20 protein-coding genes and 1 pseudogene are annotated in these 21,926 nt (G+C 38.4%); 17 read left to right on the top strand and 4 right to left on the bottom strand.

The genetic code is table 11. The annotated features are described in order from the left end of the window. From ACNKXS_RS02040 to ACNKXS_RS01980, 13 genes are all read left to right on the top strand, one after another. Positions 1-573 (top strand): hypothetical protein (locus ACNKXS_RS02040; RefSeq protein ID WP_417919417.1); only part of this gene is annotated, 573 nt, incomplete at its 5' end. Further along, complete coding sequence (locus ACNKXS_RS02035; protein WP_417919416.1) at positions 574-1,656, top strand: glycosyltransferase; 1,083 nt, start codon at positions 574-576, stop codon at positions 1,654-1,656. A gap of 2 nt (positions 1,657-1,658) precedes the next feature. After that, positions 1,659-2,834, top strand: a complete 1,176-nt coding sequence (locus ACNKXS_RS02030) for a glycosyltransferase (protein WP_417919415.1) — start codon at positions 1,659-1,661, stop codon at positions 2,832-2,834. Next, the gene (locus ACNKXS_RS02025) at positions 2,831-3,403 is read left to right on the top strand and encodes an acyltransferase (RefSeq protein WP_417919414.1); all 573 of its coding nucleotides are present in this window, start codon (positions 2,831-2,833) and stop codon (positions 3,401-3,403) included. Before ACNKXS_RS02030 ends, ACNKXS_RS02025 begins: the two co-directional genes overlap by 4 nt. A gap of 22 nt (positions 3,404-3,425) precedes the next feature. Beyond that, entirely contained in the window at positions 3,426-4,586 is a 1,161-nt protein-coding gene (locus ACNKXS_RS02020) for a glycosyltransferase family 4 protein (protein WP_417919413.1), read from the top strand. A 484-nt stretch (positions 4,587-5,070) separates the two neighbouring features. Further along, entirely contained in the window at positions 5,071-6,258 is a 1,188-nt protein-coding gene (locus ACNKXS_RS02015) for a glycosyltransferase family 4 protein (RefSeq protein ID WP_417919412.1), read from the top strand. A gap of 48 nt (positions 6,259-6,306) precedes the next feature. Then, positions 6,307-7,356, top strand: a complete 1,050-nt coding sequence (locus ACNKXS_RS02010) for a hypothetical protein (RefSeq protein ID WP_417919411.1) — start codon at positions 6,307-6,309, stop codon at positions 7,354-7,356. A 134-nt stretch (positions 7,357-7,490) separates the two neighbouring features. Further along, positions 7,491-8,204, top strand: coding sequence for a YjbH domain-containing protein (locus ACNKXS_RS02005; protein WP_417919410.1), 714 nt, complete (start codon positions 7,491-7,493; stop codon positions 8,202-8,204). Beyond that, positions 8,197-9,315 (top strand): YjbH domain-containing protein, encoded by a 1,119-nt coding sequence (locus ACNKXS_RS02000; protein ID WP_417919409.1) that lies wholly within the window; start codon positions 8,197-8,199, stop codon positions 9,313-9,315. Before ACNKXS_RS02005 ends, ACNKXS_RS02000 begins: the two co-directional genes overlap by 8 nt. Before the next feature lie 78 nt (positions 9,316-9,393). Beyond that, on the top strand, positions 9,394-10,188 hold the full coding sequence (locus ACNKXS_RS01995) for a polysaccharide biosynthesis/export family protein (protein WP_417919408.1): 795 nt from the start codon (positions 9,394-9,396) through the stop codon (positions 10,186-10,188). A gap of 3 nt (positions 10,189-10,191) precedes the next feature. Continuing rightward, positions 10,192-12,585, top strand: a complete 2,394-nt coding sequence (locus ACNKXS_RS01990) for a GumC family protein (protein WP_417919407.1) — start codon at positions 10,192-10,194, stop codon at positions 12,583-12,585. A 150-nt stretch (positions 12,586-12,735) separates the two neighbouring features. Beyond that, on the top strand, positions 12,736-15,087 hold the full coding sequence (locus tag ACNKXS_RS01985; protein ID WP_417919406.1) for a PAS domain S-box protein: 2,352 nt from the start codon (positions 12,736-12,738) through the stop codon (positions 15,085-15,087). Then, a complete protein-coding gene (locus ACNKXS_RS01980; RefSeq protein ID WP_417919405.1) occupies positions 15,084-15,470 on the top strand; it encodes a response regulator in 387 nt (128 codons plus the stop codon). Before ACNKXS_RS01985 ends, ACNKXS_RS01980 begins: the two co-directional genes overlap by 4 nt. A gap of 50 nt (positions 15,471-15,520) precedes the next feature. Here the strand turns inward: ACNKXS_RS01980 and ACNKXS_RS01975 are convergent, their stop codons facing one another. The 3 genes from ACNKXS_RS01975 to ACNKXS_RS01965 all read right to left on the bottom strand — a co-directional run bounded on the left by ACNKXS_RS01975 (position 15,521) and on the right by ACNKXS_RS01965 (position 16,907). Further along, on the bottom strand, positions 15,521-15,850 hold the full coding sequence (locus ACNKXS_RS01975) for a hypothetical protein (RefSeq protein WP_417919404.1): 330 nt from the start codon (positions 15,848-15,850) through the stop codon (positions 15,521-15,523). Positions 15,851-15,997: 147 nt separating this feature from the next. Beyond that, positions 15,998-16,615 (bottom strand): metallophosphatase domain-containing protein, encoded by a 618-nt coding sequence (locus ACNKXS_RS01970; protein WP_417919403.1) that lies wholly within the window; start codon positions 16,613-16,615, stop codon positions 15,998-16,000. Positions 16,616-16,694: 79 nt separating this feature from the next. Next, positions 16,695-16,907 (bottom strand): hypothetical protein, encoded by a 213-nt coding sequence (locus tag ACNKXS_RS01965; RefSeq protein WP_298246129.1) that lies wholly within the window; start codon positions 16,905-16,907, stop codon positions 16,695-16,697. Between the two features lie 184 nt (positions 16,908-17,091). Between ACNKXS_RS01965 and ACNKXS_RS01960 the strand changes: the two genes are divergently transcribed. Continuing rightward, positions 17,092-18,615, top strand: coding sequence for an AsmA family protein (locus tag ACNKXS_RS01960; RefSeq protein ID WP_417919402.1), 1,524 nt, complete (start codon positions 17,092-17,094; stop codon positions 18,613-18,615). On the opposite strand, the gene ACNKXS_RS01955 is transcribed toward ACNKXS_RS01960, so the two are convergent. Continuing rightward, positions 18,612-19,439, bottom strand: coding sequence for a universal stress protein (locus ACNKXS_RS01955; protein ID WP_417919401.1), 828 nt, complete (start codon positions 19,437-19,439; stop codon positions 18,612-18,614). The genes ACNKXS_RS01960 and ACNKXS_RS01955 overlap by 4 nt on opposite strands. A gap of 162 nt (positions 19,440-19,601) precedes the next feature. Here ACNKXS_RS01955 and rimP point away from each other — a divergent pair, with 162 nt between their 5' ends. The 3 genes and pseudogenes from rimP to ACNKXS_RS01940 form a co-directional block, all read left to right on the top strand. Beyond that, positions 19,602-20,063: a ribosome assembly cofactor RimP gene (gene rimP, locus ACNKXS_RS01950; protein WP_417919400.1), complete on the top strand. Its 462-nt coding sequence runs from the start codon at positions 19,602-19,604 to the stop codon at positions 20,061-20,063. Between the two features lie 12 nt (positions 20,064-20,075). Continuing rightward, positions 20,076-21,308 carry a transcription termination factor NusA gene (nusA, locus tag ACNKXS_RS01945; RefSeq protein WP_295180859.1) on the top strand — a complete coding sequence of 411 codons (1,233 nt, stop codon included), beginning with the start codon at positions 20,076-20,078 and terminating at the stop codon, positions 21,306-21,308. 51 nt (positions 21,309-21,359) lie between these two features. Further along, positions 21,360-21,926, top strand: a pseudogene (locus ACNKXS_RS01940) (translation initiation factor IF-2); the annotation flags it as partial.

Below are 21,926 nucleotides of genomic sequence, written 5' to 3'. Positions count from 1 at the left end.
CCTCGAGCTGATAATTTTTATAAGTTTTTATTTTTGAGCTCTTTTACAGCCTTATTTCTGCCAAAAGATATCATTGTCACACTTTTAAGTTCATTAGATTTTTCTGAAGGTTTTGATACAAAAGCTGAGCTCTATTTGGAAGGACAGGATTTTGTAGAAAAAGGGATTTCAGAAGGTTCATCAAATTATATTCTCGTATATTTCTTTTCTATTGCATGGAGTGTTTTCGCCTACTTATATTTAATTTTTACCATTAAAAGAAATTCACTTTTTAGAAACTTGTTACTACTAAGTTTTGCTGCAGTAAATCTGTTTTATCCAGTGACAAATGTTTACTCTAGATATCTAATCGTTGTAAAGATTATATTTGTTTTACTTTTAATTTATGAGTTTCGGGAAAAACAATCTTTAAAACCTCTTCTTATAATTTTGGGGCTATTTGCTTTAAACCTAATTTCCAATTTTATTGTGTTACGTAATAATATAGAGGCTAGCTATTTTACTAAATATTCTTTATCCTCATTTTTTATTTTTTTTAAAGAGATAACTCCACAAGATTTCCTGAACTTTTAAATGAAAAAAGTTGCTTTTTTAGTTACCGGCTTAAACTCAGGTGGTTTAGAAAACTATCTGTTACGTTTTCTTACCTTTTATAAAGAGGAAATTAGTGCAACTGTGATATGCAAAGGGGGCTATATAGGAGACTTGGAAACCAATTTTAAGGAATTAGGCGCAAAAATAATTTCTGTAGAAATAGGCTATTTTGATCCAGCCAAGTTCTATGAGCTATATCAAATTTTAATGACCGGTGAATTTGAATCGGTTTGTGACTTTACCGGTAATTTTGCAGCTATTCCACTTTATTTGGCAAAATTAGCAGGTATAAAGAAAAGGATAGCCTTTCATAGAGGTTCTAATAATAGGTATAAGGAAACACCTATAAAAACTTTATATAACAAAACCATAAACATGCAGCTTCCTTGCGCCGCTACGAAGGTGCTAGCTAATTCAAAAGCGGCTATGGATTTTTTTCATAAAGATTCTTGGAAAAGGAATAGCAAATTTGAAGTGATATACAATGGTATAAATGCTTTTCAGTTTTTAAATAGTCAGGAAAATTTAAGAGAAGATCTTTTAATTCCGAAATCTGCTTTTGTAGTTGGTCACGTAGGCCGTTATAATGAAGCTAAAAACCATAGTACTATTATTGAGGTGGCAGTTACTCTTTGCCGAAACAATAAGGATATTTATTTTCTATTCTGTGGTAAAGATGTATACGAACAATTAAAAACAAGGGTTGAAGAAGAAGGTCTAAACGATCAAATAAAATTGCTAAGCCACAGGAAGGATGTAATAAAAGTATTGAACACTCTAGATTGTTTTTATTTTCCCTCAATAAATGAGGGGCAGCCCAATGCTTTAATAGAAGCGATGATTGCAGGACTTCCCATTATAGCTTCAGATATTGATCCTATTAAAGAAACAGTACCCAAAGAATTATACGATTTGCTTGTTCCTCCTCTCAACAAAGAACTTGCTGTTAATAGAATATTAGAACTTAAGGAAGGCAAAATAGAAAAATTAATTCTCAAAGATTGGGCAATCAAACACTTTTCGCATAAAAAATGGTTCGAACAATTTTATTCTAAATTATAATCATGAAGATAACAATTGTAACTGATCACCGATTTTTTAATAATGGAGGTGAGCTTTTTGATGACTATGTATTCAATTATAATTTTTTTAAAAACTATTTAGATGTTTTCGATGAAGTTGATGTTGTGTGCAGAGTACAAAAGGTAGATGATTTAGATAAAAGATGGGTTAAATCAAGTGGGCCAGGAATTAATTTTATTGAACTGCCAAATGTTCATGGTATTAAATGGTTTCTAAATATTAATCGCTATATAAAACAGGAATTATCATCAATTTTTAAGACGGATTGTTTTTGCTTTCGATTACCCTCTATGGCAGCTTGGGAAATATTTCGTCATAATAGATCTAAAGATATACCTTACATATTTGAATCTATAGGCGACCCTGAGGACGCTATGATTTCTTCAGAGGATTCTATTGCTAAGAGATTACCAAGTATGATTTTTGGGCAAATACTAAAGAGCAGAAAAAGAAAAATAGTTTATAACGCAGAATCTGGTAGTTATGTTAGCATACGTCATTTACAAAAGAAATATCCAATAAAGAATGGCAAAAGCACGGAATCTATATCAAGTATTCGTTTAGAGAATAAATACATTTTAGATCAATCTAAGAAATTTGATTTCAACAATTCAATACGATTTATCCATATAGGTTCTTTTATTCCTTTAAAAAATCAAAAAGATCTAATTCAATCTTTTAAAATAATTTCTGAAAAATATCCACGGACTCAACTGGATTTTATTGGAGATGGTCCAACCAGGAAAGGTTGCGAAAAGTTAGTTCAGGATTTAAAACTTTCGCCAAAGGTTTCTTTTCATGGTCAGGTTACAGGAATTGATAATGTAGTTGCCTTTCTGGATAAAGCTCATTTTTTTATTCTTCCGTCCTTTAATGAGGGAATGCCTAGAGCTCTTATAGAAGCTATGGCAAGAGGGCTTATTTGTTTCGGTTCAAATCGCGGAGGTATTTCCGAATTATTAGATAAGGATTATTTATTTTCTGTTGGGGACTATAAACAGATAGCTAATAAACTGACATGGTTAATAAAGAATAATTCAACTAGCCAGTTAGAAGAAATTAGTCAAAGAAATATATTTAAAGCAAAAAATTTTGAAAATGATAAACTTCAAATCAAACGCTTTAAATTACTGAATTCATTAAGAGAATTAGTATGAGAGAGCTAAAAAATCAATTGAGATATGTGCTTCCACTATGGTTTGTATTATTAATTACCAATTGGCTTCCCGACAACCGCATAACTATTCGTTTGAGAGGAATTTTAGCCAGTTTTTTCATTAAGAAATGTGGTAAAAATTTCACGATCGCTAGCAATGTCCTTATTAATAATCCGCAAGGCTTAGTCATAGGGGATGATGTGTATATTGCTCGGGGGTGTTGGTTAAATGCTATGGCGGGGTTAAAAATTGAAGACGAAGTTGTTTTCGCTCCATATGTTGTTATAAGTACTACACAACATGTTTTTAAAAACAATTCTGTAAGATTTGGTGGTAGTATAGCCAAGCCCGTTTTAATAGGTAAAGGATCTTGGTTAGCCTCGCATGTTTCTATAAAATGTGGAGTTGAAATTGGTAAAGGAAATTTAATAGCTTCCAACGCCTCAGTAGTCAAAAGCACTCCGGATTTTAAAATTCTTGGCGGGGTCCCAGCAAAGGTTATAAAAGATAACCTAGATTCTAAATCTTCCTTTAATTCCAGGGCTGAATTTGAAAAGGCTTTTGGTTAATTTCAATTTCTAATTCTTATCAATGAGAAAAAAGAAGATTTGTGTAGTAATTGGCTCAGCTATGAATCTACATAGTTTATATAAAGATCAATTCAAATTCTTACAGGAAAATGGCTATGAAATAACTGGTGTTGCTCCTGATGGGATTGAGCACGAATGGTTGCAAAATGATGGTATTAGAACTAAAATAATACATTTAAAAAGGCCTCCATCTCCAGTAAATGATCTTTGGAGTTTACTACAGTTGAGTTGGTTTTTTATGTTTAATCGATTTGATATTGTAAGTATTTCTACACCGAAAGCATCGCTAATTGGTGCTCTGGCAGCAAGCCTGACATTTCAAAAAAAAATAATGTATACTCTTAGAGGTAGAGCATACGAGATGGAAACAGGATGGAAAAGAAAATTTTATGAAACAATTGAAAAATTCGTATGTGCCGTTTCTGTAAAGGTTTTTTGCATTTCTCACGAATTAAAAGATGATGTAATAAAAAGTGGTATATGCAAAAAGGAAAAAATTTTTGTAATTGGTTCTGGTTCTAGCAATGGAGTAGACCTTATTAAATTTAATCTCTCTTTAGAAAATTTAGAGCAAGGTAGAAAAGTTAGAAAAAAGTTAGGATTAAAAAGGGAAGATTTGCTCATTCTATATTCTGGTAGAATTAGAAAAGATAAAGGGATCAATGAATTAGTTCTTGCATTTAATCGAATAGCTTTATCTCGTAAGAATGTATTTTTATTAATTCAAGGGAAATACGATCATTTTGATAGCTTAACTGAAGAAGTTCTTTTTTTAATAACTAAGCATCCAAGAATATTCCAGGAAGGTTGGAAGCGTAATACTGAGAAATTTTATGCAGCTGCAGATATTTTTGCTTTTCCTAGTCATAGAGAAGGTTTTGGGAATGTCGCTCTAGAGGCTTCTGCAATGGAATTGCCGGTTATAGGATTTAATGTAATTGGCTGTAGAGAAAGTATTAGTCATGGTGTTTCAGGACTATTGATCGATGAAATAAATAGTACTCAATTAGAAATTGGTCTTGTAGAATTAATCGAGAAACCAAAATTAAGAAAGGAATTAGGCAGAAAGGGTAGATGTCGTATTGAATCAGAATTTGATTCAAAAATATTGTGGAGAGAGTTATTGAATTCATATAATAATATTATACACGACGACAATTAGATGGAGCAATAAACTATAACTTCAATTTATTTAAATAAATATTTCCATTCAATATGTGGTATTACTAATACTTCTTTAATAATGGCGAAAGTCAAATATTTAAGCAAAATCTTATCAAATTAAAGGGCGTAGGATTAGAAGAGACTTAAGTGTAAAGTCCCTCGAATGGTTTAGGACCACAATTTCAATTAACTCGGCGATTAATTCAATGGTACCTAGATGTTAAAACTGATTGGTGAATTTTTGATATATGAATTAAAATTTTCTATAAAAATTCAATAATCGAAATATTGCAGCTTTAATTTTCATATTCTCAAAGATTGGTCATTATAATTTTCAGTAACGGAATTCAAAAAATTAAAAAAGTTAAGCGTTTATATATTCGTTAAAAATTTTAACTTTGTACTCAACATAATCGACCAAAAACCAAAATCTCCCTACAAGATTCAGGTTACGCATATATTTAACTTGAAATCCAACCAATATGAACATTTTAGATCACCAGGTACTGCTGGATCTATTCCGGAGTAATTTCGGTTTTTTTACCGCAGTGACCTTTTTGCTGGCCTTTGCGCTAACCTGGTATTTTATTCCCAAAGTTTTATGGGTTAGCCAGGAAAAGAATCTTGTGACCGAGATCAATCATCGTAGTTCTCACTCTTTAAAAGTACCCGCTTTTGGAGGAGTGGCCTTTTTTGTGGTGCTTATCCTGATTATTTGTTTGCTGCAAAGTTTAAGGACTTCCTTTACCGGCAATCATTTGATAATTGGGCTTACCTTGTTGTTTATGGCGGGTTTAAAAGATGACCTGGTGATATCTACCGCGAAATTGAAGCTGGTAAGTCAGGTCTTTGCCGCAGGCTTTATCATCTTTTCGCCGGAGTTGCATCTGGAAAATCTAAATGGATTCCTGGGTATAGGTGCTATCCCGATTGCCCTGGGGTATTTAATTAAGCTGGTGATCGTTGTGGCCTTGATCAATGCTTATAATTTAATCGATGGGATCGATGGCCTGGCCAGTATCGCCGGGATCGTGATCTGTAGTGTTTTTGCGTTTGTATTCTTTGTCGTTCGCGAACCCTACTATGTTTTGATAAGCATAAGCGTTGTAGGAATACTGGCGGCTTTCCTACGCTTTAATTTTTCCAATAACAGGCGTAAGATCTTTATGGGTGATGGTGGCTCCTTAACCATAGGATTCATTGTCGCTTTCTTAAGCCTGAAGATCCTGGTCATGAAACATTCCCCTGAAATGATGGCGGAAGGATTTATGCCCGAGAACAGACCTTTATTCCTGCTATCGGTACTTTTTCTTCCGGTGTTCGATACCATACGGGTGATGTTGATACGACTCAAAAATGGGAAAAGTCCGTTTGAGGCAGATCGCAATCATTTGCATCACGTGATGGTAGATAATAAACTAAACCATAAACAGGCAAGCTTTGGTCTTGGCTTTTTAAATATTTGCGTGGTCGCGGCTTATGTGATCGCAGGCCCTTTCTTTAATAGTGTCATCTTACTTGGCCTTAGTGTTCTGGGATTGATCTTTTTCGCCCTGGTCTTTGAGATCTTGAGAAAGCGCGCCGCCTACTATAAAGAACATTTGCAGCTAAGACCCAATGGGATGCGTGTCAAGTTCCGCAGGGTTCTAAGAATAGCCTCTATTTTTTAATTTTAATGTCCATTTTTCTATACTTCAATCCATATTTAAATCAATCTTATGAAATCTACTTTTACCAACTCCCTTAAGCGACCGGCACTTTATATTAGTATTGCCTTCGCAGGTCTACTATTAACCAACTGTAGTAACGACGACGACAACACCCCTGAAGAATTCAAATTTGATGAACAATTCGAAGATATAGGCGAAATGCCGGAATTGAACATTGACGAGATCACTCTAGAAGAAGTAGATCTTGGAGGTGTGGAGCAGTCGGCAGCAACTGCTGCGGTACTAAGCGACCTGGAAGCTGGTGGAGAGCTTAGCGCTGAGACCCAGGCTAATCTGAATACCGCAGATAATTTTGCAGCTACCTTGCCAGCCGGAGTTCAGGATGAAGCAGCGAACCTAACCGATGCACGAATCGATGAGATCCTGGCCATGAGCTCACTGGATGGTGATCTTGCGGCTGCCGCGACCGCCTTGGAAAATGCTCCGGCAGATGTTCTGGCTTTGCTGCCAACGATTAATTTTAGTGCAGACTTTGATACCGCTGCAGCACTAACCAGAAACGGGATCGATCTGGATTCTAAAAATGAGTTTAGCGAAGCCTTCCAGGAAGGACCTTGTTTTGATGCGGCAAATGATGCTTTTGATGCTGCCCTTGAAGAGCCTACAGCTACCCTGGCAGAGCAACTGGAAGAGATCACCAGTTATGAAAACGATAAGGTTTCCAATGCGAATACGATGAAGGAATCTGCAGAGACCAATATTTCTGAAGCAACGGCTACCTATCTTGCTGAGATTGCCACTGCCTCCAAAGCGCTTTTAGCTTATGCTCAGGCTACAGATGATGATGCTCGCGCTGCTGCACTTAGAAACTATGCGGTACTTTACCTGATCAAAGGAAAATCTGATGTTTCTAAATGGAACTCTGCAGCTACCGCTTTAGTAGCTCGAAGATTAACCGAGAACCTTGCGAGAATCACCGCCCAGATCCTAAGTCTTGAAAATACTGCAAATGGTAATTTCGAACAGATTAGAACCAGAGCTTTAACCGTATTAAATACAGCCTTGAATACCTGTCATAACCAGGGTGGTGGTAACTAATATTTACTGACTAAACAATAACTGCCCTTTTGCAATAAATATTTGTAGAGGGCAGTTTTTATATTTACAAATTGCTAAGCATCAGGCTCTTATTTTTACTATTATCTACCTCCGTCTTTTCCCAGGTAAATATCATGGGAAAACCCGGGGCAGTGAATACTCCCACCGCCAGGTGGCTGGAGGATCAACCTCTTGGTTTTTCCGTAGCTGGATTACCGGGCGAATACAGTATGTTTACTCGGGAAATTGGGGACGATGTATACTTTTATAACGCCCGGGTAAATTTTACCAGCTTCCTCACCGCGAACCTGAGCATTGCCTATAGAAGAGAAAAAGCCGAGCAAAACAAGCTGGGTATTGGAGATCGCCAATTTGATCTAAGATTCAGACTAATCAAAGAAAAGGAATTGCTTCCAGCGATAGTGATAGGTATCACCCCGCCAGGTTCCGCCGCTCCCTATCTATCTCACGATTATATTGTATTCACCAAAAACTTCGATCATTACCTAGGTGATCTGCAAATCTCTGCCGGTTACGGTTCTCCTTATGTTTTTAGAAGAAAGGATAATTCAGGTAGTTATTTTGATATTGTAATTGATAAAAAGTCAGATTTTCTGGATACCAATTATTTATCGGGATTTTTTGGGTCTATAATATATAAACCGGTGAGCTGGAGCGGACTTATGCTCGAGCACGACTCTAATACTATAAACGCCGGTTTATTTGTAACTCCTTTAAAGTGGTTGAGCCTGCAATTAACCAGTTATGAACTTAAAGAATTCAGCTATTCGGCTGCTGTAAATTTTAAACTGGATTTGTTACCGCAAAAGCTTAGAACTAATGAATAGGATCCTGTTCTTTATCGTGCTGTTAGTTTTTGCTGCGGAAGCCTCCTCTCAGCAACTTCAGGATAGTCTGCGACAGTCTGGTTTTGAAAATGTTTTGCTGTATCCTTCCGTGGAAAGTGAGCAATTGATCTTTGAAAATCGCATTTATAGAAACCCTGGTTTCTCCCTGATCCAGGCTCAGCAAATTAAAGCTTCCGAAGAGAAACATCAGTATTTCCCGCTGCATCACAACAATCTTGTGGCCGGTTATTCTGAAGACTTTCAAATTCTGGAAGTCGATCAAGAACTACGTAGTTTTTATCAAGAAGCTAATAAGCCATTTAAAAATTATCGCTGGCAGTTCCGTATTCAGCCAAGATTGGCGACCCGCTTTGGTTTTTATACAGATCCTTTCCAGACAAAATTCAATATCATAGTAGATACAAGGATCTATGTTGCCAGAGGTCTTAGTCTGCAAACAGGACTTAGCATTCCGGTAAATAACAACTATGATAACCAGGGCATGAAATTAAGAGCAGCTCCTAGCATGCTGCACTATTTCAACCAGCCGTGGAATGATCATTTTATAGCAGCCAGTGCTGGTAGTTTTTATAATGACCGCTACGGTCTGGATCTCGAATATCGGTATGCCAATCTAAGATCGAACTGGAGTTTTGGCCTGGGCGCTGGATTAACCGGGTTTTACTGGCTTAATGGGTTTGAGAAATACAGTACTCCCATGAATGAACTATACCTGGTAGCAGATACCGAGTGGCGAACAGGCATTAAGAATACCAGCTTAAAACTAAGTGCAGGACAGTTCCTGTATGAGGATAAAGGAGTGCGCCTGGATCTTATCAAACAATTTGCACAGGCGGAGATAGGTTTGTATGCCTCGAGAACAGATATTGGAACTACCGGAGGTTTCCAGTTTGCATTCAGTTTATTTCCTGGCTCTATTCTCCGCGGAAAGAAATTGGAGTTAAAAACCACTGAAGAATACAGGTATGAGTATACCTACAACAATGAACAACCGGTCGCAGCATCCTACAGAATTGGAATGCCCAGATTGTCTAATGTCTTACGGAATTATCACCAGGATTGGGTGAGTTTCCTTGGAGAGTTAAGGTAAGCTAACATCCAGTCTGATGTTAAATAATTGTGAAAGAAAAATTAAAGAATAGTATATTCGCGACAAAGTTTTGAACCTATGAAGTATCCCCAGATCTTTAAATTCATTCAGATTTTTACCTGCCTACTATTGCTGTCATCCTGTGTTTCCAGAAAGGAGATCGTTTACTTCCAGGGATTGGAACAGGCTGGAGAGCGACTGGAAGAAAACATCGATAAAAGTCTGAAATTAAAATCCAATGATCTATTAACCGTGGTCGTTTCTGCTCCCGAGCAGGCTGCGGCCATGCCTTTCAATCTACCAGTCATGGGAATGCCTGAGCAGGGTGTCAATAATGGCTTAATGGTGACCGGAAGACAACAACTGCAAACCTATCTTGTAGATGGTGAAGGTAATATTGAGTTTCCGGTATTGGGAACTGTTAATGTGGCCGGGCTTACCCGGCAGGAGCTTCAGCACAAATTAAAAGATTCCATCAGCGAATATGTACAGGATCCAATTGTAAACATTCGACTCGTAAATTTCCAGGTGAGTGTTCTGGGAGAGGTGAACCGCCCGGGAACTTTTGATGTTCGGGATGAATATCTTACCCTGCCAAAAGCGCTGGGACTAGCCGGAGACCTGAGTATCTACGGCAAAAGAAAAAATGTACTGGTCATGCGGGAAGATGGAGGTAAGAAAACCTACGAATACCTTGATCTAACCAATCCTGAAATTGTGGATTCTTCGTTTTTTACTCTTCAGCAAAATGATGTGGTTTATGTAGAGCCAAACGGAGCACAGCTTCAAAGCGCCAGCTACAATAGAAATGCAGGAGTATATATTTCCATCGCGTCTGTACTTATTTCACTCGCGGTCCTTATAACAAACTAGACAATGTCACAAACGCCCCAATATACCCAAAGACCTCAGGAGGAGGAGATCAACTTAAGAGAGGAACTTGAAAAGTATTTGAAATACTGGCCCTGGTTTCTTCTGGCAGTAATTGTTTGCGTTGCTCTTGCTTTTACCTATCTTAAATTTACCACCGCCAGTTATAACACCACTGCCAGTATCATCATAAAAGATGAAGATAGTAAAGGTCCTTCTTCTGAAATGTCGGCTTTTGTAGATCTTGGACTGCTCTCCGGAATGGGTACGAATAGTATCGAGAATGAGATCGGGATCCTGAAGTCACGCCGTATGATGACCGAAGTGGTGAAGGCTTTACAATTAAATGTTCAGTATATCGATGAAACCGGAATCCCGGCGAAGGAAGTATATCTGAATTCTCCTGTGCTTGTCCAAATCCTGAAAATGGATGAGCAAAAATTAAAAGATCTTGCGGAATCTGAAGATAGCGAATTTTATGTGAGCCAGAGTGGGAATGATTTTCTCCTCACTAATTTGGGTAGCGGTAAAATCCTGAAAGCCAAAGCAGGCATGCCGGTAGAGATTGGCTTTGCGACTGTAGTTTTAAATCCTCAGGATTCAGCCGCTTCTGAATTTTCAGATCTTAAGATAAGGTTCAGTACCATCCAAGGAGTAACCTCCGCCTATCGTGCTAAAGTGATGGTGAATTTAACCGACAAAAATTCCAGCCTGATCGAATTGTCTCTTGAAGATCCTGTAAAAGCGAAGGCCAGAGATATTCTAGATCAATTGATCCTGGAATATAATCGGGAAGCCATTGAAGATAAAAACCTGGTAGCGCGCAATACGGCGAAGTTCATCGATGAACGTCTTTCCATTATCAATGAGGAACTGGATAGCGTGGAAACCGGGAAAGAGGAGTTCAAACAGGATAATCAACTTACCGATATCCAGGCAGAGTCCAGTTTGTTTATAGAGAATGCGAGCGAATTTAACAAGCGCCAGCAGGAAATGGGCACCCAGGTAGAGCTGGCCAATGCCATGATCGAGTATCTGCGTAATGGATCTGAAGGTGATCTTTTACCGGCGAATCTAGGGATCTCTCAGCAAAGTGTCAATCAACGTATTCAGGAATATAATGATCTTGTACTGGAACGTAACCGTATTCTTAGTGGATCTACGGCTAAGAACCCTATCGTGGTACGCCTGAGTAGCCAGATCGATCAGATTAAAGGAAATGTACTTCAGAGTTTGCAACGCATGCGGGATAATTTAAAGATTGCACAGGAGGATCTTAATAGGCAAAGTGCAGTGATAGGCTCAAAAATTTCAGCAGTTCCGGGGAAAGAAAGATTATACAGAGGCATCGAAAGACAACAGAATATAAAGGAATCACTTTATATTTTTCTACTTCAGAAGAGAGAAGAGAATTCATTAAGTCTTGCGGTAACAGCACCAAAAGCAAAGATCGTTGATAGTGCTTACAGCTCAGATCAGCCAATATCACCAAAACCAAAGATCATATTGCTTGCAGCATTGATCCTGGGAATGTTAATCCCATTTCTTATCATCTATATAAGTCAACTGTTAAATAATAAAATTCAGAATCGTGCAGATCTTGATAAAGCTGCCAAAGAAATTCCTGTGGTTGGAGAGATACCAAAAGTCAAACGAGGGGATAAAGAACTTATTGATAATAAGAGTGACAGGTCTATCCTGGCAGAAGCTTTTAGAATACTTCATACCAATTTGCAATATCTACTTGCCAGTAATGGAGATAAAAAATCCGGCGTTAAGATTTTTATTACATCAACCGTTAAAGGTGAGGGTAAGACGTTTGCTGCATTCAATCTGGCGGTAACCCTTGCCAATACCGGGAAGAAAGTAGTTATCGTTGGAGGTGATCTTAGAAATCCTCAACTACAGCGATACGAAGCTGAGACCAAAAGTATGCTTGGAGTAAGTGATTATTTGATCAACAACTCGCATAGTCTCGATGGTCTTATTAAGCAGTCTGCATTACACTCTAATCTAAGTCTGTTAGCTTCAGGTAGTATCCCACCAAACCCGGCGGAATTATGGCGACTGGACAAATCTGGCCAGATGTTCGCAGAGCTGGAGACAAGATTCGACTATGTTATTGTAGATACAGCGCCATCTATGTTAGTAGCAGATACCTTCCTGATCAATAAATTTGCAGACCTTACTTTATATATGATAAGAGCTGGATACACCGAGAAAAAATTACAGGAGTTTGCACTGGATGCCAAACGAGATGGCAAATTACATGATGTTGGCTTTGTGTTGAATGATGTAGAATTGTCAAACTTTGGCTATGGTAACAAATATGGTTATGTCTACGGTCAGGAGGAAACAAGTTTCTGGGATAAGATACGAGGTAAGGCCATGTTCTGGTAAACTTATAACCCTGCTTACATATACCCGGCTATTCGCCGGGTTTTTTTATACCTCAATATCTATATTTCTGTACTGAATAAGTTATACATATTTAGCTATATTTGAATCTTAACATTTCAAAGTCTCGTTCAACAGGCCTGAACCCACTGAATGTCAAAAACTAACCATAACCCTACCTCGCCAGGTTTGAACCTGAAATTGTTACTGATCTCTCTGGCTAGTGCGCTGGTGCTTGTGATCCTGGGGTTCTTTATGCTGTGGCAGCGTTACCAGATCCTGCTAGACGACAGGCAGACAGAAATGTCTTCCATGATCGATGTGGTAGCCAAGAACATCGATCAATCTCTTAAATACAGTTATTCTGCAGCTCTTTCACTGGCATTACAGATCGACGAAAAGGGTGAGATCGATAATTTTAACCTCATTGCATCTCAGCTGGTAGATAACAACCCAAATATTGATGCGATACAGATAGTACCCGATGGCGTTATTACCAAAGTATATCCATTTGAGGAGAATAAGGACGCTATTAACTATAATATTCTTGAGGATCCTACCCGAAATCAGGAAGCCCTGGAAGCGATCGAACGTAAACGTATGTTCTTCGCTGGACCTTTCGAACTGAAACAGGGTGGTCTTGCCGTTGTTGGACGATTACCTGTATTTCTAAAAAATGACTTATGGGGCTTTGTTGCCGTCATCATAAAGTTTGATAATTTGATGCATCAGTCTGGAATACAAGAATTATCTGGCGATGACTATCAGTTCCAGTTTTCTAAGATTAACCCAGTTTCAGAAAAAGAAGAATTTTTTCTACAGTCGGGACCAGATCTTCACGAGAGCTATTCCGAAGTGATTACTCTGCCAGATGGAGAATGGCGGTTATATATTATTCCGCAGTCACTACATCAGCCATTTTTAAGGCTTATTCCTGTTGCCTTGCTTATCATTTTCTTTGGAGGGGCCGTTGCTTATATACTCTACCAGGTCTTAAAACGTCCTGTAATCATGCAGCAGCGCATGAAGTCGCAGGCAGGAGAACTGGCTGAAAGTGAGCAGCGTTTTAGAACGATCTTTAACCAGGCGGCTATCGGGATGGCCCGTCTTGATACCAACACCGGGCTCATCCTTGAAACCAATAAGAAATTTCAGCAATTACTAGGTTATCCTGAAGACTACCTGGTGGGTAAATCACATATCGATATTACCCATCCAGATGATAACGAAAGGAATATTGAGCTAATTGAAAAACTAAGGAATAATGAGATCAATCAATACAGTCTACAAAAACGACTCATTAGAAGCGATGGAAAAATCATCTGGATAAATCTAAGTGTTTCGCCTTTATGGGCGGAAGGAGAGCAGGCAACTTCGCAGATCGCACTTATCGAAGATATTTCTGCCAGGATGGAGGCAAAGCAGTTGTTGATCGATAATGAGAACCGCTTCCGGGCCCTCGTGGAAAATAGTGATGAGATCATACTTATCGTAGATACAGAAAATAGTGTTCGTTATTATTCTCCTTCACTAGCTAAGGTCTCCAAATATGAAGAGATCGATTTTACTGCCCATGGAGTTTTGCATTATATTCATCCAGATGATCATGACCTGTTAAGGCAAAAGATCGAGTACTCCTATACGAAGCCTAACCTACCCATTGCAGATATTATCCTTCGGGTAAAAAATGCGGAAGACCAATGGTTCTGGGTAAATGCGACGCTAACCAATATGCTGGAGGTTCAGAATGTGAATGGATTTGTGGTGAACCTTCGGGATATTACAGAAAAGCGTGAGGCGGAACTCAACCTTGTAAAATCTTATGAACTGGTGATGGAGCAGAATAAACGTCTGCTAAACTTTGCCTACATTGTTTCACACAATCTACGCTCTCATGCCAGCAATATGCAGTCTATTCTGGAATTGTATACTGAAGAAGATTCAGTAGAGGAAAAGGATCAGTATATAGAATTACTTCAGAAGGTATCGGGGAATCTTGACCAGTCTTTACATGATTTAAATGATGTGGTTTCCATTAGCACAAATATGGATATTAGTATTCAAAAAATTAATGTGCGGGACATGCTGGAAAATACACTGGAAATTTTAATTCCGCAGATCAACCGGAAGGAGGCTAGAATTCGAAATAAAGTTCCGGCTGAGATGGAGGTTTCCTTTAACGCGGCTTATATGGAAAGCGTATTATTAAATTTCCTTACCAACGCGCTTCGTTATACCGATAAATCCAGGACTCTGGAAATTATTATTTCTGGCTATCTAAAAAATGATCGATGGGTGCTTGAAGTACAGGATAATGGAATTGGGATAGATATGGATGCTTATGGTGATAAGATCTTCGGACTCTATAAAACTTTTTCCAGTAGAAAAGACGGTCGTGGTGTAGGTCTTTTCATTACAAAAAATCAGGTGGAGGCTATGGGAGGTTCGGTTGATGTGGAGAGTACGCCGGGAGAAGGGACGACTTTTAAAGTTTATTTCAAATGACAGATAAGATAGCAGTGATAGACGATGATGAGGTCTATCAAATGATCATTAGCCGGTACATTGAAAAATCTGGCGCTTTCAGGCTGGCAGAATATTACCAGTTTCCAAAGGAGGCACTAAAGTACTATAGTGACAATAAAGAGAATTTACCTTCAGTGATGTTACTGGATATTAATATGCCCTTAATGGATGGCTGGCAGTTTCTGGAGGCTTTGCAAGCTCAATTTCCGGAAATTTACGATCATACAAAGATTTACATCGTGACCTCGTCGATCGCATTTTCAGATAAAGAACGTTTTGAGAATTTTCCGAAGTTGGCAGGTTTTTTATCGAAACCTTTAAATGTAGAGAAGCTTAAAGAAATAGGAGATAATCAGAAATAAAAAAGTTCGGTGTAGGGACCGAAACTTTATGGGTACTTCAAGATTGTTTACTATGCTGCTGAAGTAATATTGTAATGAGAAAGAATAGTCTCATAAAAAAAGATGCTTTTTTCATCCTTTTTTAGGCAGGATTGTAAAAATCTTTCCAGGTCCATACACTCAAAAGTGATATTTGTATATTTTCTCTGACCTACAGGTAATTGTAATTCGATCGTTTGCTCGTCATAGTTGATCTGCACATTCTTAGCTTCGAAATATTTTTTAACGATGGCTCTATGCATTAACTGAAAATTCGAGGACTCTAGATTCTTATTAGAAATACTGTAAGAAATAAGATTTTTGACCTCGTCTATTAACTCCGGGGTAGTAAAATTGTTCATTATGAAAGTATTGATAGGTGTATTGTTGTATGATTAACAGTTGCTAAATTACTATTAGACAGGCTAAAAGCTGTTAATAAAAATCTAATACTTCCCTTATTAATAAATTTTTAACCTTACCGAAAATTTGTTTACAAAAATTTTAGATTATAGATCTAGAACCATCGGTGAGCGCATGATACTGCCAGCTTCATCAAGAATAGAGAGATTGTAAAACGAAGTTTTGTTCCGTTTGAGGTAGCCTGAAGAGTAATGGATATGTCCAAACAAATGGATTTTCGGCTGAACGAAGTCTAATGTTTTCAACAATTCTTCACATCCCAGACGTTCTCCAGAAGCAATTTGGTCCATGATACCGTATGGAGGAGTATGGGTGATTAGTACATCTGTATCTTCCGGGATCTTGTTCCAATGTCTTTGCATCGCCAGACCTCTTTCTCTGTTAAATGCCCAGTTCTCCAATCCTGGAGTAACGGGTGAGCCCCAGAATTTTGTTCCTTCAATGATCAATTCGTGATCGAGGAGTACTTCGATGCCTTCGGGAATGCTTTTTAGTAACTCCTTCTTTTCAAAATAAAAATCGTGATTCCCTGGTATTAGGATTTTGTAGGAGTGAGGTTGATCACTCATCCATTTCAGGAAATTATTGGTTTCATTCCGGGTGCCGCCATCTGTACAATCGCCGGCATGAATAAGCACATCGCCATCGGGAATGGGTAAATGATGATGTAAATTATGAGTGTCTGCAAGACAAACGAGCCTCATGCTAATTAAATTGGTTGAGTTTAAAACAAAAAAAATCCGTTGATGCAAATCAACGGATTTAATTCTTCTTTCTCAATTATTATTCTTCATCTTCCGATCCTAACTGGAGCATTTCTCCATTAGCTGGTAAGACTTTATCAATCGTTTTCAAAATTCCAAAGGCGACGATCGCAGCAGTTACTACGAAAAATATAAATTTAACCAGCAAACTTTCACTGATTACAAGACTGTAAAACCCGAGAAATAACTCGACCATTACAAATAAAACTTTCACACCGACCTTTAAAAACATTTTTTTCTAATTATTACCCTACAAATATAGCATGCAATAAGCTTAGGTTGAAAGTTTAAAAATAAGTTTGACGAATATTTAACTTTGGTAACTTCTGGCTCACAATCTTTTAAGTTAAATATTCTTAATTCAGCCAGAATCATGCCAGCCGAATAGTAAATTGGCTCACCTAAATCCTGGTAAATTGAAAAAAACAAACAAAATCGCTATTGGAGTTTTGATCGCAATAGGTGTTCTCGCTCTTATTTTAGCGATCGCGAACAACATTCTGGAGAGTAAGATCAAGAAAGGAATCGAGAAAAATCTGGATTCTGCAAATGCGGTGTATGAAAAGGTCGATGTGAAGCTTTTAGATCGTTCTGCGGAAGTGATCGATGCTGCCATTAGTATTCGCGGTAAAATGTTGAAAGTTGATACCATCAGATTAAATGATATCGAGATTCTTGAGTATTTGACTAACAAGAATATCGTTATTGGTGACCTAAGAATTTCCAATCCTGAAGTGAAGATCTTTAAACTTCCGAAGAAAGAGAAGGATACGTCCACTTCTAAAAAACAGAATAGTTTTAAAAATAAGATCAGGATCAAGTCGGTTAGAGTTTCCGGGGGGAGCCTGAAGATCTTTGAAAAAGATAGTTCCACTCATAGATTTTACTCAAAACTGCGTGATATTAGTATGGAGCAGGTGCGAATCGATTCAACCTCTCTAAAGGAATCGGTGCCATTTAATTATGACCTTATCCTTCTGAATATTGATAGCTTGTTTTATGATCTGAATGATCTTCAGAAATTGTATGTTGGCGACCTTGTGATCAGGAATAACGATGTGAAGATTACCGATTTCCAGCTAAAACCGAAGTTTTCCAGAAATGAGCATCAGCAGAATATTAGTAAAGAAACCGACTGGTATGATCTGGAGATCGATAGTATCGGAATGCAGGGGCTTACCTGGAGTTTGCAGAATGACAGCCTGAAAATTGGAAATTCTCTCACACATATAGATCAATTCAATTTTGTGATCTACAGGGATAAGTTACAGCCAGATGACAGTAGTATTAAGCCTTTATATAGTCAAATGCTTCGGGAAATGCCTGTGCTATTGCAAATTGATAGCATAAGTCTTACGAACGGGTATCTCAAGTACGAAGAGAAGATTCATGCAGATCGCGAGCCGGGAACTGTAGATTTTTCTAATATGAATTTTCAGATAAGCCAGATCTCCAATGTGAATCTTGATAGGCAGGATTTTCCGGAAACCGTGATAAAGGCTCAGGCAGATTTTATGGAAACTGCGTCTCTGGATGTGAATTGGTCTTTTAAAATTGCTGATACCCAGGATCGTTTTAATATAAGCGGGGAACTTGGCAGGATCGCTGCGGAACAGATCAATGAATTCATGAAGCCCGCCATGAATGTACAGGCACATGGAGAAATTGAAGATATGTACTTTAATTTCGCAGGTGGACCTTACAAGGCTAAGGGTGATATGCGCTTGGAGTATAAGGATTTTAAGATCGAAGTACTACAGAAGGATGGAAAAGAGAAGAACAAAGTCGTATCTGCACTGGCGAACCTTATCGTGAAGAATAAAGCGCAGAATAGTAAAGCGAATCATAAGGATATTACTGTAGACCGGGACAGAACTAAATCTTTCTGGAACTATCTCTGGAATATGATCAAGAATGGAGCTTTGAAAGCATTTATTTAAATTCTGAAAGTTACTACCGGCCTGTTAGCATGATTGACGAGGTCTTCGCTAATACTTCCATTGAAAAAGTGTGCGAGACCTTTACGACCATGCGTTCCAATTCCAAGGAGGTCTGCTCCTCGCTTACGTGCAAAATTCAGAATACCTTTTTCAACGCTTATATCATTATATATATGAATATTGGTTTCCAGCTCTGGATATTCTTCTGTGAATTTAAGCATTCTCTTAGTAGCTTCCGCAGTGCTCAAAAAGTCATTAGGCGTGTTTACAAATAACAGGTGCATTTGCGTATCGATTGCCTGGGCAAATTTCATGGCCCTGGAAAGCAGGTCTTTTTGATCTGAAGTAGCATCTGTAGCGAACACGAAATTTTCAATTCTGAAGTCAGGAATTTCATTTTTGATCACCAGTACAGGAATTTCAGAATTACGCACGACCTTCTCTGTATTGGAACCAATGAACATTTCCTGGTAGCCGCTGGCACCATGTGAACCCATCACGATCATTTCGCAATTATTCTCTTGACTAATTTCAATAATACCTTCAAAAGCACGGTGAAACTGAACGGTTTCGTGCACCTTTATTCCTTCAAGATAGTCTGCCATCTTTAATCTGGAAAATCTTTGATGCGCTAGCTTCATAAAAAATAATGCTTCAGGAACATTCTGGCTACTGCCATGTACCGGGTCGATCAACATCATGGGTAGCTCCAGCATATGGAGCAAATAGATCTCACTGTCGAATTTTCGAGCCAGTTGTGCAGCGACTTTAAGAGCTTTTTCGGCCTGATCGCTGAAATCGGTGGGAACTAGTATATTTTTCATAATTCGAAGTAATAGATTGAAGGTGAAGTCTCTATTAAATTTACGAAGAATATTTCATTTCCTCTGGCGTTTTTATACTTGAAAAATATTGCTATATTTGCAGCGTTGAAACTAAAATTTTGGTACAGCGAGGGGACAGAAGTCCCCTCTTTTTATAAACATATGCTGAAGGATAAAGTAGAAAAATTAGCAGAGCAGGTCTTTGAAGAGAATAAGAACTTATTCTTGATAAGCCTTGACATAAACTCCGCTAATCACATAAAGATCGTCATAGACGGTGATGAGGGAGTTTCAGTAAATGATTGTATTACAGTAAGTCGCGGGATCGAGCATAATCTCGACAGGGAAGAGGAAGATTTTTCGCTGGAAGTGACTTCTGCAGGGGTTTCTGAACCTTTGAGCTTACCAAGGCAATACAGGAAAAACATAGGTCGCAAGCTGAAAGTGAAAACTGAAAATGATAAATTTGAAGGAGATCTTCTGGCTGCAGACGAAAAAGAGATCAAGCTAGCCTGGAAAGCCAGGGAGCCCAAGCCGGTAGGTAAAGGGAAGGTCACAGTTGATAAAGAGGCAACATTGTCTTATGATGAGATTGTGGAAGCGAAAGTTAAAATAACATTTTAATCACAAATTGATATGGAAAATATCGCGTTGATTGAATCATTCTCAGAATTTAAGGATGATAAGCTTATAGATAGGGTTACGCTTATGGCGATCCTGGAAGACGTTTTCAGAAATGCTTTGAAGAAAAAGTATGGAGAAGACGATAATTTTGATATTATTGTAAACCCTGATAAAGGAGATCTTGAGATCTGGAGAAACCGGATCGTTGTTGCAGATGGTGAAGTGGAAGATTCCAACAGGGAAATTTCTCTTGCTCAGGCCAGAAGGATCGAACCCGATTTTGAAGTTGGTGAAGATGTTTCAGAAGAAGTGAAGCTTATTGATCTTGGAAGAAGAGCTATTTTGGCATTGCGTCAAAACCTGATCTCTAAGATCCATGAGCATGATAACACAAATATTTATAAGCAGTTTAAAGATCTTGAAGGAGAAATTTATACTGCAGAAGTTCATCATATAAGGCACAGAGCAATCATTCTCCTTGATGACGAGGGCAATGAAATTGTGCTTCCTAAAGACCGCCAGATTCCATCAGATTTCTTCAGAAAAGGAGAAAACGTACGTGGGATCATTGAAAGCGTGGAGTTAAAAGGTAACAAGCCTACCATTATCATGTCCCGAACCGCACCAGGTTTCCTTGAGAAGTTATTCGAGCAGGAAATCCCTGAAGTGTTCGATGGTTTAATTACTATCAAAAAAGTTGTTCGTGTACCTGGTGAAAAAGCGAAAGTAGCAGTAGATTCTTATGATGATAGGATCGATCCTGTAGGTGCTTGTGTGGGAATGAAAGGTTCTCGTATTCACAGCATCGTTCGTGAGCTTGGAAATGAAAACATCGATGTGATCAATTTCACCAATAATGAGCAGTTATTCATCACAAGAGCTTTGAGCCCTGCGAAGATAACCAGCATTAAAATGAATGAAGAAGCTAAAACTGCTGAGGTAATGCTGAAGCCGGAAGAAGTTTCCAAAGCCATTGGTAGAGGTGGTCACAACATTAGACTGGCCGGGCAGTTAACCGGTTATGAGATCGATGTTTACAGAGAAGGTGTTGAAGAAGATGTGGAGTTAAAAGAGTTTACAGACGAAATTGAAGATTGGGTGATCGCCGAATTTTCAAAAATTGGTCTGGATACTGCAAAGGCTGTATTGGAACAGGATGTTGATGATCTTGTACGTCGTACAGACCTTGAGGAGGAAACCATCAAAGACGTTATGTCGGTTCTTCGCTCAGAATTTGAAGAATAATATTTTTTTAATATAGAATACATTAAAAGAGGTTAATTTAGAGGGCAATTTATGGCAGAAGCGAAAACAACGCGATTAAATAAAGTTCTACGTGAGTTCAATATCTCGTTAGACAGGGCTGTGGAATATCTTACTTCCAAAGGCTACGAGATTGATGCACGTCCAACTACCAAGATCTCGGGAGAAATCTACGAGGTGCTTTCTGACGAGTTCCAAACCGATAAGAGTAAAAAGGTTGCTTCCAAAGAAGTAGGAGAAGAGAGAAAGAAGGAGAAGGAGGAACTTCGCAAGGAAATAGAGGAAAAGCGTAAAGCTGAAGAGGTGAAGAAAGAAGAAGTTTCTACTTCCCGAGCCAAGCTTGCCGGTCCTAAAACGGTTGGTAAGATAGACCTGGACAAAAAGCCCGGAGCGCAAACTCCTGCGGAAGAAGCCTCTAAAGAAACTGAAGAAGTAAAAGAAACTCCAGCTGAACCTGTCAAAGAAGCGGAGAAGACTACTGAAGAAAAAGAACAACCAGCAAAATTTGCAGAGAAGCCTAAAGAGGTTCCTGCGGAAAAAGCTGCTGAGAAAAAAGAAGCTCCTGCTCCCAAGAAGGAAGAAGCTCCAGATGCTAAAAAA

The sequence above is a fragment of the Christiangramia marina genome, assembly GCF_048285865.1.
GTDB classification, from domain to species: Bacteria; Bacteroidota; Bacteroidia; order Flavobacteriales; family Flavobacteriaceae; genus Christiangramia; species Christiangramia marina.
Note: the sequence above shows the minus strand (reverse complement) of the source record. Positions and strands in the feature narration are given on the sequence as shown.